Origin of the sequence: Falsihalocynthiibacter sp. S25ZX9 (assembly GCF_041205405.1) — a bacterium.
Classification (GTDB): Bacteria; Pseudomonadota; Alphaproteobacteria; order Rhodobacterales; family Rhodobacteraceae; genus Falsihalocynthiibacter; species Falsihalocynthiibacter arcticus.
This window is the reverse complement of the sequence record NZ_JBGFCD010000001.1, coordinates 171,898-186,372: the sequence shown is the minus strand read 5'-3', so window position 1 is coordinate 186,372 and position 14,475 is coordinate 171,898. Positions and strand designations below refer to the sequence as shown.

Here is a 14,475-nt window from a genome sequence, read left to right as displayed (position 1 = left end):
AAATTCCAATGATGTAAAGAAAGTGGCGGGTTTTCGCATGGGTATCACGTTTCTTCTCAACGGAGAAACTGTGCAGCTACAAGAGGTCGCGGCAACGCAGACTTTGCTTGATTGGCTGCGCGAAACGCAACAGATGACAGGCACAAAGGAGGGCTGCAACGAAGGCGATTGCGGCGCGTGTTCCGTTATGATCACGGATGACAAAGGTGTCCGTGCCCAAAACGCGTGCATTCTCTTTATGCCCCAACTCAACGGTAAAGCCGTGCGCACCGTCGAGGGGATTTCCGCCCCCGACGGTGCCTTGCATCCTGTTCAATCCGCCATGGTCGAGCATCACGGCAGCCAATGCGGCTTTTGCACCCCCGGATTTGTGGTTTCCCTTGCAACGGCCCATGTCAACGGCACCACAACCCATGACGAAACGCTGGCGGGCAACCTCTGTCGCTGCACCGGCTATGCGCCGATCATTCGCGCTGCCGAAGCATCGCAATCCGCGCCCATCCCGCCCCATATGATTGAAACGCCCCCCGCCCCCACAACCACCCATTCGGGCGCAAACTGGGTGCAACCCACCTCCAGCGATGATCTTGCGCAATGGTATTTGAAGAATCCCGATGCCACCCTTGTGGGCGGCGCAACGGATATCGGTCTTTGGGTGACAAAACACCTCAAGACACCCGAAAAAATTGCTTTCCTCGGTCAAGTTAAAGACCTTCAAGTTGGCGAAGAATCCCCCAGCCACCTCCACTTTGGTGCGGGCGTAACGATCACCGATTTCGCCACAACCATCCGGCCGCATTTTGCACATTTCGCCCGCATGCTCGCGCGTTATGGCTCAACGCAGGTCCGCAATGCCGCAACCATCGGCGGCAATATCGCCAATGGTTCGCCCATTGGCGACGGCCCTCCCGCACTAATCGCACTTGGTGCAAGTCTCCACCTGCGGCGCGGCGATGAAATCCGCAACATCCCGCTTGAGGACTTCTTTATCGACTATGGCAAACAGGATCGCCAAGAGGGTGAATTTGTCATCGGTATTTCGATCCCCAAACAGCCAGACACGCTACGCTGCTACAAGCTGTCCAAGCGGTTTGATCAGGATATTTCCGCCGTTTTGGGCTGCTTCAACATCATACAAGACGGGACCACAATCACCGAAGCACGCATCGCCTTTGGCGGTATGGCAGGCACCCCCAAGCGGGCGAGTTCCGTGGAAGCCGCGCTTATCGGCCAGCCTTGGACCCGCGCCACGATAGACACTGCAATGAAAGCTTTCGCCCAAGATTTCACCCCAATGTCGGATGCCCGTGCAAGTGCGGCCTACCGTCTGGAAACCGCGCAAAACATGCTCCTGCGGGCCTTCCTTGAAGGCTCGGGCCAAGCCGTAGATCTACATGAGGTGACCGCATGAGCGCCCACACCCCCCTTCCCCACGACGCCGCAACCCTACACGTAACAGGGGCCGCGCGTTACGTGGACGATATCCCAACACCCGTTGGAACCCTCCACCTTGCCTTCGGCCTTTCCACGATTGCTTGCGGAAAAATCACATCCATCGACCTCACCGCAGTGCGGGCTGCCGAAGGCGTCACAGACGTCCTTGTGGCTGGGGATCTCCCGTTCACAAACGATGTCTCGCCCTCCATCCATGACGAGCCTTTGTTGGCCATCGGCAAGGTGCATTATGTCGGGCAACCGATTTTCCTCGTGGTCGCCAAAACCCATCTACTGGCCCGCAAGGCGGCCCGCTTGGCCGACATCACCTATGCACAAACCGACGCCCTACTCACCATCGACCAAGCCTTAAACGCGGACAGCCGCTTTGAAGAAGGCCCCCGCATTTATACCAACGGCAACCCGCTAGATGCCCTCAAATCCGCGCGCCACCGTGTGACCGGAACCATTGAGATGGGCGGCCAAGAGCATTTCTATCTCGAAGGCCAAGCCGCCCTTGCCCAGCCCCAAGACAACGGCGATATGGTGGTGAATTCCAGCACCCAACATCCAACCGAAATTCAACACAAAGTCGCCGAAGCTCTCGGCATGCCCATGCACAGTGTGCGCGTTGAAATTCGGCGTATGGGTGGCGGGTTTGGCGGCAAAGAGAGCCAAGGAAACGCGCTCGCTGTGGCCTGTGCCATTGCCGCTCAACGTTCTGGTCGGCCCTGCAAAATGCGCTATGATCGCGACGATGACATGATCATCACTGGAAAACGTCACGATTTCCGCATCTCCTATACCGTCGGATTTTCCGATAGCGGCAAGATCGACGCCGTTGATTTCCTGCATCTGTGCCGCTGTGGCTGGGCCCAAGACCTCAGTTTGCCCGTCGCTGACCGCGCTATGCTCCATGCCGACAACGCCTATTTCCTGCCGAATGTGCGTATTGAGAGTCACCGCCTGCGCACCAACACCCAATCCGCAACCGCCTATCGCGGCTTTGGCGGACCACAAGGGGTTTTGGGCATCGAACGCGTGCTCGACCACATCGCCTACAGCCTCGGCAAAGACCCCCTCGAGGTGCGGCGCGTGAACTTTTATCGCGATGCGCCCCAAGATGGAGTCGCCAAACCCACGGGCCAAGAAACGCCCTATCGCCAAAAAGTCATCGATTGTGTGATCAACCAACTTGTCGATGACCTTGCAGAATCGTCCGACTACAAGGCCCGTCGCGCCGCAGTTGACGCATGGAACTCCCAAAACGATATCCTCAAAAAGGGTCTCGCCCTCACGCCTGTAAAATTCGGTATTAGCTTCACCCTGACCCACCTCAACCAAGCGGGTGCCTTGGTGCATATTTATCAGGATGGTTCTGTTGCACTCAACCATGGTGGCACAGAAATGGGCCAAGGCCTGTTTCAGAAAGTCGCCCAAGTTGCTGCGCAAGCGTTGGGCATCCCCATGGAACGCATCCGCATCACCGCAACGGACACCGCCAAAGTGCCCAACACATCGGCCACCGCCGCAAGCTCGGGCACCGATCTGAATGGCATGGCCGTCTATGCAGCGTGTCGTGAATTGCGAAGCCGTTTGGCGGAATTTTTGGCGCCCGATGGCACTGGTGTCACCTTTAGTGAGGATAAAGTCTGGCACAACGGCACTGACCGCGATTGGTGTGATGTTGTAAAATCCGCCTATGAAAACCGCATCAGCCTCTCGGCCACAGGCTTCTATAAAACCCCCGAAATCAAATGGGACCGCATCGCCGGCAAAGGCCGCCCCTTCTACTATTTCGCCTATGGGGCCGCCGTTTCCGAAGTTGTCATTGACCGTCTGACTGGTGAAAACCGCATCCTGCGCACCGACATCCTGCATGACGCGGGCAGTTCGATCAATCCGGCGATTGATATCGGCCAAATTGAGGGCGGCTTTGTGCAAGGTGCAGGCTGGCTCACCACCGAAGAATTGGTTTGGAACGACCAAGGCCGTTTGCTGACGCATGCGCCTTCGACCTATAAAATTCCTGCCTGTTCGGACCGTCCAGATATCCTCAATGTTGCCTTATTCGATCGACCCAATCCCATCGAAACGATCTCGCGCTCCAAGGCCGTGGGCGAACCGCCGTTCATGCACGGTATTTCGGTTATGATGGCCCTTTCCGATGCCATCGCAGCCTGTGGCGCGACCTATCCGTCGCTCAATGCGCCCGCCACGGCGGAAGGCATTTTGGCCGCGATCAATCGGGTAAGAGTATGAGTTTCGACCTCGAAACGCTTACCCAGCTGTGCCACTCCCACGGGCCTGTTGCCCGTGTGGTTGTTGTCGATGTGAAAGGCTCCGCGCCGCGCGAAGCGGGGGCCGAAGTCTTTGTTTGGCAAGACGATCAACTCGGCAGCATTGGTGGCGGTGCGCTTGAATTCCAAGCGGTCAACGATGCTCGCGCAGCCCTCCTCCACCAGCCCCGCCCCACTGTGCGCCGCATTCCCCTTGGCCCCGATCTGGGTCAATGTTGCGGCGGCTCCGTGACCCTCGTGACCGAGGTTTTCAAAACGGAAACCCTACCCCAAGGCCGCCAATTCGCCCGCCCCATCGCCGACCAAGCCGCCACAACACAGCCCGCAAAAACGGGCCTAAGCGAAGGCTGGCTGGTTGAAGATGTCAGCCCGTCCAAAACGCCCGTCTGGATTTGGGGCGCAGGCCACGTTGGGCGCGCCCTTGCGGCAACCCTCGCGCCTTTACCCCAGTTCGCAGTCACCCTGATCGACACCACCCAAAACCGCTTTCCAAACCCCATTCCAAATGTCGCGCCCCTCATGGCTGCCGACTTGCCAACGCTTGTGCCCTACGCCCCTGCGACCGCACGCCACTTGGTCATGACCTATGATCACGCGATTGATCTCGCCCTCTGCGCCGCCCTCCTAAAGGTCCCGCATCGGGACATCGGCCTGATTGGTTCAGCCACGAAATGGGCCCGCTTCAAGCGTCGCCTTTCAAGGTTCGGATTTGAAACTGCACAAATAAACGGCATTGCCTGCCCAATAGGTGATCCAAGCACTGGCAAACATCCACAGGCCATTGCCGTATCGGTTGCCGCCGCGCTATTGCTGGATGGTCAAAGCAAAAAACACGTCCCAGATTCACAAAAAGGGGCGGCATGACAATGGGGAAGATGACATGACACAAGACACACTCTTATCGGTCAACGGGCTGACCAAAGCCTATCCCGGGGTGATTGCCAACAGCGATGTCTCCTTTTCGATCAAAGCCGGTGAAGTGCATGCTTTGCTTGGGGAAAATGGCGCGGGGAAGTCAACCCTCGTGAAAATGATCTACGGGCTTGTGCGTCCTGATAGTGGCTATATGGAACTCTCGGGCGCGCCTTATACCCCCGCCGAACCCCGCGCCGCACGCGCTTCTGGTGTTGCGATGGTGTTTCAACATTTCTCGCTTTTCAACGCGCTTTCGGTGGCGGAAAATATCGCCTTAGGCATGGAAAACCCGCCCAAGCAAAACGTACTCAGCGTCCGCATCCGCGAAGTTTCCGAACTCTATGGTCTGCCGCTTGATCCTGAACGTATTGTCGGTGAGCTCTCAGCGGGCGAGCGCCAGCGCGTAGAAATCATTCGCTGTCTTCTGCAAAATCCCAAAATCCTGATCATGGATGAGCCAACTTCGGTTTTGACCCCGCAAGAAGTCGATATCTTGTTTGAAACCCTGCGTAAACTCTCGTCCGAGGGCACGTCGATCCTGTATATATCCCACAAGCTCGACGAAATTCGCAGCCTTTGTGATAGCGCTACAATCCTGCGCCTTGGAAAAGTCGTCGATATTTGTAATCCGCGCGAAAAAACCTCACGCGAACTTGCGGAAATGATGGTGGGCCAAACGCTCCACACCCCCGAGCGCGTTCCCCACGACTTCAAAGACGTTGTAATCGAAGTGCGCGACCTGTCCATGCGTGCCCCCACCGCCTTTGGAACCGCCCTCAAGGATGTATCGTTCAAGGTACACGCGGGTGAAATTCTCGGGATTGGCGGCGTCGCGGGCAATGGCCAAGACGAGTTACTCGCAGCGATTTCGGGCGAAACCAGCCCTAGCAAAGGCGCCGTTTTGGTCAATGGAACAGAAGTCCAACATATGAGGCCGAACGCACGCCGCAAGCTCGCCATTCTTACCGCCCCCGAAGAGCGCCTCGGCCACGCCGCCGCCCCCGACATGTCCCTCATTGAAAACGCACTCATGACAGGGGCCATTCGCGAAGGCCTGACCAATCGCGGCTTCATAAAATGGGGCGCGGCACGAAGTTTTGCCGAAAAAATCATCGCCGATTTTGACGTCCGCACGCCCGGCCCAAATAATGCCGCGCGCGCCCTTTCGGGTGGCAACCTCCAGAAATTTGTCGTGGGTCGCGAAATCCTCCAACGTCCAGACGTGCTTGTTGTTAATCAACCCACATGGGGTGTTGACGCCGCCGCCGCCGCCGATATTCGCCAAGCGTTGCTCGATCTCGCAGCCACAGGCTCGGCGGTCATTGTCATCTCGCAAGACCTCGATGAGCTTATGGAAATCTCCGACAATTTCTCTGCCCTCAACGAAGGCCGTCTCTCCGATCCACGCCCCGTACAGGGTCTGACGGTCGACGAAATCGGCTTAATGATGGGCGGCGCACACGGGATGGAGGCCGCTCATGTTTAACGCTCGCTGCCACGCACAAACCAAACTCACAGGAAATGGGCCCCACCAATGATCCGTCTCGAAAAACGCCCCACCCCGTCACGCACGTGGACTCTGGTAACCCCTATTATCGCCGTTCTCTTAACCATGATCGCCGGCGGTATACTGTTTGCTTTCCTTGGCAAAGACCCCTTCATCGTCATCCGCACCATCTTTTGGGATCCGCTGTTTCATCCCGATTTTGCCGCCTATTCGCGCCCACAATTGCTGGTTAAGGCCGGCCCTTTGATCCTCATTGCTATCGGTCTCTCTATCGGGTTTCGCGCAGGCATCTGGAACATTGGCGCCGAGGGGCAATATATTATTGGCGCGATCTGTGGTGCCTCAGTTGGGCTCGCGTTTTACCCATTGGATGCGTGGTATGTCTTCCCTTTAATGGTGATTGCGGGAGCGGTCGGTGGCTTTCTCTGGGCTATGATTCCCGCCCTCCTCAAGACCAAATTCGGAACCAACGAAATCCTTGTGTCGCTCATGTTGGTCTATGTGGCCGTCAACGAACTTTCCTCTGTTTCTCAAGGTCTTCTGCGTAACCCTGACGGCATGGGGTTTCCCGGCTCACGGAATTTCCAACAATATCCTGCCGTTTATAATGCGGAACTTATTTCTGGAACGGGCATGCATTGGGGGGTTCTGACGGCTTTTGTCGCTGTGATCGCCGCCTATATTCTGCTCAATCGCCACCTGCTTGGATTTCAAATCCGCCTTACGGGTGAAAGTCCCCGCGCGGCACGGTTTTCGGGCGTGCGTCCAAAACTTCTGATCATCATTTGTATGGGGATTTCTGGTCTCACCGCAGGCCTCGCTGGTATTTTTGAGGTTGCTGGTCCGTCGGGTCAGCTCAACACTAGCTTTGCCGCAGGCTATGGCTTTACCGCCATTATCGTGGCTTTCCTCGGGCGTCTGCATCCCGTCGGCATCCTGTTTGCGGGCCTTTTGTTGGCGCTCACCTATATCGGCGGGGAATTGGCCCAGCTCATGCTCAACCTTCCCGCCGCCGCGATACAGGTGTTCCAAGGGATGCTGTTGTTCTTCCTCTTGGCGATGGATGTTTTCACCAATTTCCGCGTCCGCATCGGGAAGTCGGAAACCGTATGACACGCGCCCACAACCCTGATTTCTGGCCGCGTATATTCACGCTCGTCATCTTTCTCTTGTTTGGCGGATTGATTGGCACGATGGGGCGCGCCATTGCTTTACAGCTTGGGATGGGTTTTTTCACCGGCCCAATCTGGCTGAGCGGAATGATCTTTGTTTACGTTGGCACCACCATGTTTGGACACACAATGCTGCGCAATTTTGCCGACTGGTTTCGCTTGCCCATAATTGTGCCTGAACCCGACCCCGCCACACGCCGCCTCTCGGCGTTTGTCTGGTCAATCTTCCTCATCGGGAGCCTCACGGGCTACCTGCTCACGACGCTCATCCTTAAAGGAGTTTCATAATGGATCTCTCGTCCGTTAATTTCGCAGCGCTTTTGGCGTCCCTTATGGTCGCCGCAACCCCGATCCTTCTTGCCGCTATTGGCGAAATGGTGGTGGAAAAAGCGGGCATTCTGAACCTCGGCGTCGAGGGGATGATGATCACGGGGGCCGTCTCTGGATTTGCCGTCGCCTACACGACCGGAAGCCCTTTGCTTGGGTTCATTTTTGCCGCTACAGCCTCCGCCGCCCTGAGTATGATTTTCGCGTTCCTGACGCTCAAACTTATGTCCAATCAAGTGGCAACGGGCCTTGCGCTCACGCTCTTTGGCCTCGGCCTCTCGGCCCTCATCGGGCAATCCTTTGCCGAGGCGCGCCCGCCTGTAACCCCAAAACTCGACATCCCTGTCTTGTCGGATCTCCCGTTCTTTGGCCGCGTCCTATTTTCGCATGATCCGATCGTTTATTTCTCGCTCTTCCTGCTCGTCGCGGTTTGGGCCTTCCTGAAATATTCGCGCATGGGGTTGGTCCTTCGGGCCGTTGGCGAGAACCACGACGCCGCTCACGCCCTCGGCTATAAAGTCGTGCGCATTCGCTTCGCTGCCATTGCATTTGGCGGCGCTTGTGCGGGCCTTGGCGGCGCGCATCTGTCACTGGTGCGGGTCGCGCAATGGACTGACGGCATGACTGCGGGTGCTGGATGGATTGCCCTCGCGATCGTGGTATTTGCCAGCTGGAAAGCCCAGCGTGTCCTCTTTGGCGCCTACCTGTTTGGCGGCATCACCGTGCTACAACTCAACCTTCAGGTCGCCGGAATACCGGTGCCGGTAGAGTATTTGTCGATGAGCCCATATATTATCACAATCATCGTTCTGGTCTTGATTTCCCGCAGTTCCTCGGCAGCCCCAGCGTCCCTTGGTAAATCCTTCCACGCGACCTCCTAAGGCCTCTATGACCCGCGCGAAAATTATCCATATTCTTGACGGAACTGACCCCGCGTTCGGAACTTCGGTTGCGTGGTTTCTGAACGTCGTGATCGGTGTTTCTGCGGCAGCAATTGCGTTGGAAACCATGCCCGGCCTCTCGCCTGCGCTCTACACGACGCTCAGTATCGTCGAGTGGTTCGTACTGGTAGTTTTCACTTTGGAATACCTGACGCGCCTCATTTGTTCGCCCAACCCACTGCGCTATGCGATCAGCTTTTGGGGGATCATTGATCTGTTGTCCTGCTTGCCCATTCTCTCGGTGGTCAAACCCGAATGGGCCGTCCTGCGCAGCTTTAGACTTTTGCGTGCTCTGCGCCTGTTAAAACTGTTTCGCAGCTCTCGTGCGCTTGATCGATTGGCCCATGCCCTCGACGAAGTCCGCGACGAATTGCTCCTGTTTGTGGTCTTGGCCGTCATCATGCTCTACGTTAGCGCGGTGGGGATCTATGTCTTTGAAAACGAAGCTCAACCCGATGTTTTCTCCTCCATTCCGCATAGCTTCTGGTGGGCCATCGCCTCCTTTACCACGGTGGGATACGGCGATATGGTTCCCATAACGCTTGGGGGTCGAGTCTTTACCAGTTTTATACTGTTTATCGGTCTAGGTGTTGTTGCGGTTCCGGCCGCGATTGTCACCACGGCCTTGCTTGAGGTGGAAACCAATATCCACCCACGGCACCCGTCGAAGAAGAAACCAAAAACTTAAGTCCACTAGGGGAGTACCTAAATGAAACTAATGAAAACACTCGCAACTGCGGCGCTCGCGCTCGGCGTTGCTTTGCCATCCATGGCCGACACCACAAAGGTTGGCTTTGTCTACGTCGGCACGCCAGGCGATGGCGGCTGGACATATGAGCACGATCAAGCGCGCAAAGAAGTCGAAGCCCATTTTGGCGACCAAGTCGAAACAACCTTCGTTGAAAGTGTTGCTGAAGGCCCCGACGCTGAACGCGTTCTAACCCAAATGGCGCTGTCCGGTCACGACCTGATCTTCACGACATCCTTTGGTTACATGGACCAAACAAACAATGTTGCGGCCAAATTTCCTGATATTAAGTTTGAGCACGCAACAGGTTATATCCGCGCGCATCCAAACGTTTCCACCTATGGCGCACGTTTCTACGAAGGCCGCGCTGTCATCGGAACCATTGCGGGTCGCATGACCAAATCCAACAAGATCGGCTATATCGCGTCCTTCCCGATTCCTGAAGTTATTCGCGGCATCAACTCCGCCTATATCCACGCTAAAAAAGTAAACCCAGAAGTCGAAATGAAAGTCGTTTGGGTTTTCTCATGGTTTGATCCAGCAAAAGAAGCAGACGCCGCCGCCGCGCTCATCGAGCAAGGTGTTGACGTGATCATGCAGCACACAGACTCCACCGCTCCAATGGCAAAAGCCGCCGAAACCGAAGGCGTTATCGCATTCGGTCAAGCGTCTGATATGGGCCAATACGCTCCGTCGCCACGTGTTTCCTCTATCATCGACAACTGGGCGCCCTACTATATTGAGCGCACACAAGCGGTTATCGACGGTACATGGGAAAGCGTTGATACATGGAATGGTATCGGTTCTGGCATGGTAAAAATCGGCGACTTCACTGACGTACTTCCAGCACCTGTTCAGGACGAAGCCAATGCCCTCAAAGACGCGCTTGCGGATGGCTCCTACCACGCGTTCACAGGACCTTTGAACAAACAGGACGGCACCCCTTGGCTCGCCGAAGGCGAAACTGCCAATGATGGCGACCTTGCAAGCATGAACTTCTATGTCGAAGGCATTGATGCAGAACTACCTAACTAAATCCGGCTCAATCGGATGAGAAAAAGCCCGGGGGAAACCTCGGGCTTTTTGCGTTTGTCTTGTTCTGGATCAAAGTGTCGCTACACTTTCTCATGTTTAAAACCAGAAACATCAGCAAAAGGAATTCGTATGGACTGGAAAGATTTCATGGGCGGGATGAAGCGTAATATCCGCAGCTTTAACGCCGCTGTTCCGGAAACCTCTGCAGGTTTTAGTACCCTCACAAAGGCCGCGAAATCAAGCCAACACGTCGACGTTAAAACACTAGAGTTTGTTGCCCTTGGCATTTCCGTCGCGGAACGTTGCGAGCCTTGCATCGGCTTTCACATCGAGGCCCTCATCAAATGCGGCGCCACCCGCGAAGAAGTCGCGGATGTGCTTGGCATGGCGTTGCAAATGGGCGGCGGCCCGTCCCTGATGTATGCGTCCAAAGCCTTGGACTGCTGGGACCAAATGACCGCCTAACCGTTCTGGCGGATCGTCGCATTTGAGGGGTCGTAGGGGCTGTCTTCGACAATCTCGGCATCCCACAATTGATCAAACATTTTGACCTTCAGTTTGTTGCCAACTTCGGCGTGTTCAGGTTTCACATACCCCATGCCGATGCTTTTCCCAAAGGCCACAGAATACCCACCAGACGTCAGCCGCCCAACCCGCACATCCCCCGCATAGAGCACTTCGCGCCCCCACGGATCGGCATCCTCAGGCCCCTCAATCAACAGCGTCACACATTGGCTGCGAATACCGGTTTTGAGCATCGCATCCTTGCCGTAAAAATCCTTCTCCAGATCAATAAACCGATCTAACCCCGCCTCTTGCGGCGTGGCATCACGGCCCAATTCCGTCCCGAACGCGCGATAGGATTTCTCCTGCCGAAGCCAGTTCTGCGCCCGTGCGCCCACCAGCTTGAGGCCAAATTCTTCGCCCGCCGCCATAAGCAAATCATAGAGGTAATTCTGCATCTCAACCGGGTGATGCAACTCCCACCCAAGTTCGCCGGTATAGGCCACACGGATCGCCATCACAGGGCACATTTTGAGTTCAATCGGCTTGGCCGATAGCCACGGGAAGTTCTTGTTCATAAAGAACGCCTCGGGGTCGGCGTCATTCACCAGCTTCTTGAGCAAGTCCCGCGAACGTGGTCCCGCAAGGGCAAAAACCCCTGTCTGCGTGGTGGTGTTTTGCACCTCAATGCGGCCAAACTCGGCTTCTTTATCCTCCACCGCTTTGCGCAAATAGTCGCTGTCATAGGAGGTCCAAGCTCCCGCAGAAATCAGGTGATAAATATCCTCGGCCTCGCGTACGATGGTATATTCCGTGCGCACAGTGCCATGGCTCGTCAGGGCATAAGTCAGGTTGATCCGTCCAACCCGTGGCAACTTATTACAGGTAAACCAATCCAGAAATGCCGTCGCCCCCGCGCCCTTCACCACATGTTTGGTAAAGGCAGAAGCGTCAATCATTCCAACGCCTTCGCGCATGGCTTTCGCCTCTTTAACCGCATATTGCCACCAGCCCCCACGCCGGAAACTGCGCGCGTCATGGTCGCTAAACTCTAGCGGCGCAAAGTAGTTTGGCCGCTCCCATCCGTTCACATGTCCAAATTGCGCACCCGCCGCCTTTTGCCGATCATAGGCGGGACTGGTCCGCAAGGGCCGCGCTGCTGGGCGCTCCTCATCGGGATGGTGCAACACATAAACGTGGTCATAGGCCTCTTCGTTCTTACGCGCCGCATATTCGGTCGTCATCCAACTGCCAAATCGTTTGGGATCAAGGCTCGCCATATCGATCTCGGCCTCGCCCTCCACCATCAAGTCCGCGAGGTATTTACCCGCCCCGCCAGCCGCCGTAATGCCAAAACTAAACCCTTCAGCAAGCCACATATTGCGCAGTCCCGGCGCAGGCCCAATCAACGGATTTCCGTCGGGTGTATAACAAATCGGCCCGTTGAAATCATCTTTCAAACCGACCGTTTCCGACGACGGAATGCGGTGGATCATGCTCAGGTATTCTTCCTCAATCCGTTCCAAATCCAGCGGGAACAGATCGGCGCGGAAACTGTCCGGAACGCCATATTCAAACCGCGCCGGAGCCCCCTCTTCATAGGGCCCCAAAATCCAGCCACCGCGCTCCTCGCGCACATACCATTTGGCATCCGCATCGCGCAAAACAGGATGCTCGCCGTGGGTTTTGCGATACTCAACAAGCGCCGGATCGGGCTCGGTCACAATGAACTGATGCTCCACCGGAATCGCCGGAATCTTAATCCCCAAAAGGCGCGCAGTGCGTTGCGCATGGTTTCCCGTCGCCGTCACAACATGCTCGGCGGTAATTTCAATCTGCTCCTCCGACGGCACCAAATTCCCGCCCCGCTCAACCATTTTCGTACAGGTCACAATCCACTCGGACCCCGCCCAACGATAGCCATCAACCTGCCAACGCCGCTCAATCACAACGCCCCGTTGCCGCGCGCCCTTGGCCATCGCCATCGTCACGTCGGCGGGGTTAATATAGCCGTCCGTTGGGTGAAAAATCGCGCCTTCAAGATCATCGGTCCGCACCAAAGGCCAACGATCTTTGACCTGCGCGGGCGTCATCCATTCATAGGGCACCCCACAGGTTTCCGCCGTCGATGCATAGAGCATATACTCATCCATCCGCGCCTTTGATTGCGCCATCCGAAGGTTCCCCACAACGGAAAATCCAGCGTTCAATCCGGTCTCTTCCTCCAGCGTTTTATAGAACTTGATCGAGTAATCATGGATATGGGTCGTGGCAAACGACATGTTGAAATACGGCAAAAGCCCCGCCGCATGCCACGTCGACCCACTAGTCAATTCGTCGCGTTCGAGCAACATCACGTCGTCCCAACCGGCGCGCGCCAAATGATAGGCAATCGAGGTTCCAACGACTCCGCCGCCAACAACCAAAGCTTTTACATGGGTTTTCATAACGCGCACTCCTTTGACCGCCACATTGGCCTATCCTTGCGGATTTTACGCCCTTCTTCCGACGCAATAAATGCAAAAACCGACCCCCGTTTCTGAAAGGTCGGCTTCAGGTTATTTTTCCACTCAAAACGGCTCAATTTGTGCGGGCAACACACCGCTTAAAGGAGCTCCCGCTGCAGCTTCCTGATCCCAAACGGCGTACTTTTGGCTTCTCGGTATTGGGGGCGACCACGTCCTGCTCCGTTTCGACTTGCTCGACGACTCGCGCGGCAAGCATCGCCTGAATTTTCAGGGCCATTGCGGCGTAAACACTCGGGCTTTCTGCCGCTTCCTGCTCCTTGTCCATCGCCAAAAACGCAATCTCTTGCATATTGCCAACGCCCTCGATGGGGGTTTCTACCATCCCGTTCAACCCGTCAAAATTGATGTCCGCCATCAAGGTTAAAATATCGGAACTCGGCCCAATTGCCCGCAAAACAATATCAATCTGCCGGCCAATATGTCCCGTTAATTCTCGGCTAAAGGCCTCATCCGCCCGCGTGGTTTCCTGAAACAACACGCCCCCCACACGGGCAAAATCGCTCTTGATTTCGGTCATCCGCATCATGTCTTGCATAATATTCAATTGCTCGCCGCCAACCATGGTCTGAAGGCGCGCGGGAATGAACCGCAACTCAAGCGCGATTTTCGTGTCATCCTTCTCATAAACCCAAGTGCCTTTTTTAAATCCGCGCTCAAGATCCGCCTGCATAAGCTTCACAAACGGATTATTGTCTACATCTTTTACCGCCTCTAACTGCGCAAGTTGGTCCGCAGTCAGGGGTTTTTGCGGGCCAAAAAACAGGTCGCCATCGCCTTCTGTCCACACGCGTTTTTCCCAATCCGCGGGATCGGGAGCGTAGTCATCAATATCATAGGTTATCGGGTCATTTTTGAACGCTGCATACCGCGCCTTCGCAGAGGCGAAATACTCCGACACCCCATAGGTTTCCCCTGTCGCCTTCGCAATCTGCTGGTGTTGGAAAAAATCAAACCCAAACGTCATCGAAAGGGCAATAAAGGCAAAAACAACTAGAAAGGCACGCTGCATGACGGACTCCGGTAAAATACACTTCTTAAATGCCCTCCCAACTTGGGCAAATTGT

Annotated in this window: 12 protein-coding genes; 10 read left to right on the top strand and 2 right to left on the bottom strand. The window is 55.8% G+C overall.

Annotated elements, in window-relative coordinates; genetic code table 11:
* Window positions 1-37: 37 nt before the first annotated feature.
* The 10 genes from xdhA to AB9F29_RS00795 all read left to right on the top strand — a co-directional run bounded on the left by xdhA (window position 38) and on the right by AB9F29_RS00795 (window position 10,844).
* Window positions 38-1,411 carry a xanthine dehydrogenase small subunit gene (xdhA, locus tag AB9F29_RS00840; protein WP_369754275.1) on the top strand — a complete coding sequence of 458 codons (1,374 nt, stop codon included), beginning with the start codon at window positions 38-40 and terminating at the stop codon, window positions 1,409-1,411.
* Window positions 1,408-3,696, top strand: a complete 2,289-nt coding sequence (gene xdhB, locus AB9F29_RS00835; RefSeq protein WP_369754274.1) for a xanthine dehydrogenase molybdopterin binding subunit — start codon at window positions 1,408-1,410, stop codon at window positions 3,694-3,696. The genes xdhA and xdhB overlap by 4 nt, the downstream gene beginning before the upstream one ends.
* Window positions 3,693-4,598 (top strand): xanthine dehydrogenase accessory protein XdhC, encoded by a 906-nt coding sequence (gene xdhC, locus AB9F29_RS00830; protein ID WP_335585615.1) that lies wholly within the window; start codon window positions 3,693-3,695, stop codon window positions 4,596-4,598. Before xdhB ends, xdhC begins: the two co-directional genes overlap by 4 nt.
* A gap of 16 nt (window positions 4,599-4,614) precedes the next feature.
* The gene (locus AB9F29_RS00825) at window positions 4,615-6,135 is read left to right on the top strand and encodes an ABC transporter ATP-binding protein (RefSeq protein ID WP_335585616.1); all 1,521 of its coding nucleotides are present in this window, start codon (window positions 4,615-4,617) and stop codon (window positions 6,133-6,135) included.
* Window positions 6,136-6,183: 48 nt separating this feature from the next.
* Window positions 6,184-7,269: an ABC transporter permease gene (locus tag AB9F29_RS00820; protein ID WP_369754273.1), complete on the top strand. Its 1,086-nt coding sequence runs from the start codon at window positions 6,184-6,186 to the stop codon at window positions 7,267-7,269.
* Entirely contained in the window at window positions 7,266-7,616 is a 351-nt protein-coding gene (locus tag AB9F29_RS00815) for a hypothetical protein (RefSeq protein WP_369754272.1), read from the top strand. Before AB9F29_RS00820 ends, AB9F29_RS00815 begins: the two co-directional genes overlap by 4 nt.
* Window positions 7,616-8,536, top strand: coding sequence for an ABC transporter permease (locus AB9F29_RS00810; RefSeq protein ID WP_335585619.1), 921 nt, complete (start codon window positions 7,616-7,618; stop codon window positions 8,534-8,536). Before AB9F29_RS00815 ends, AB9F29_RS00810 begins: the two co-directional genes overlap by 1 nt.
* A gap of 7 nt (window positions 8,537-8,543) precedes the next feature.
* The gene (locus AB9F29_RS00805; protein ID WP_335585620.1) at window positions 8,544-9,284 is read left to right on the top strand and encodes an ion transporter; all 741 of its coding nucleotides are present in this window, start codon (window positions 8,544-8,546) and stop codon (window positions 9,282-9,284) included.
* 21 nt (window positions 9,285-9,305) lie between these two features.
* Window positions 9,306-10,379 (top strand): BMP family ABC transporter substrate-binding protein, encoded by a 1,074-nt coding sequence (locus AB9F29_RS00800; protein WP_335585621.1) that lies wholly within the window; start codon window positions 9,306-9,308, stop codon window positions 10,377-10,379.
* A gap of 129 nt (window positions 10,380-10,508) precedes the next feature.
* The gene (locus tag AB9F29_RS00795; protein WP_369754271.1) at window positions 10,509-10,844 is read left to right on the top strand and encodes a carboxymuconolactone decarboxylase family protein; all 336 of its coding nucleotides are present in this window, start codon (window positions 10,509-10,511) and stop codon (window positions 10,842-10,844) included.
* Here the strand turns inward: AB9F29_RS00795 and AB9F29_RS00790 are convergent.
* A complete protein-coding gene (locus AB9F29_RS00790) occupies window positions 10,841-13,330 on the bottom strand; it encodes an FAD-dependent oxidoreductase (protein WP_369754270.1) in 2,490 nt (829 codons plus the stop codon). The two genes, AB9F29_RS00795 and AB9F29_RS00790, sit on opposite strands and share 4 nt — an antisense overlap.
* A 133-nt stretch (window positions 13,331-13,463) precedes the next feature.
* The gene (locus AB9F29_RS00785) at window positions 13,464-14,420 is read right to left on the bottom strand and encodes a hypothetical protein (RefSeq protein ID WP_369754269.1); all 957 of its coding nucleotides are present in this window, start codon (window positions 14,418-14,420) and stop codon (window positions 13,464-13,466) included.
* Between the last annotated feature and the right edge of the window lie 55 nt (window positions 14,421-14,475).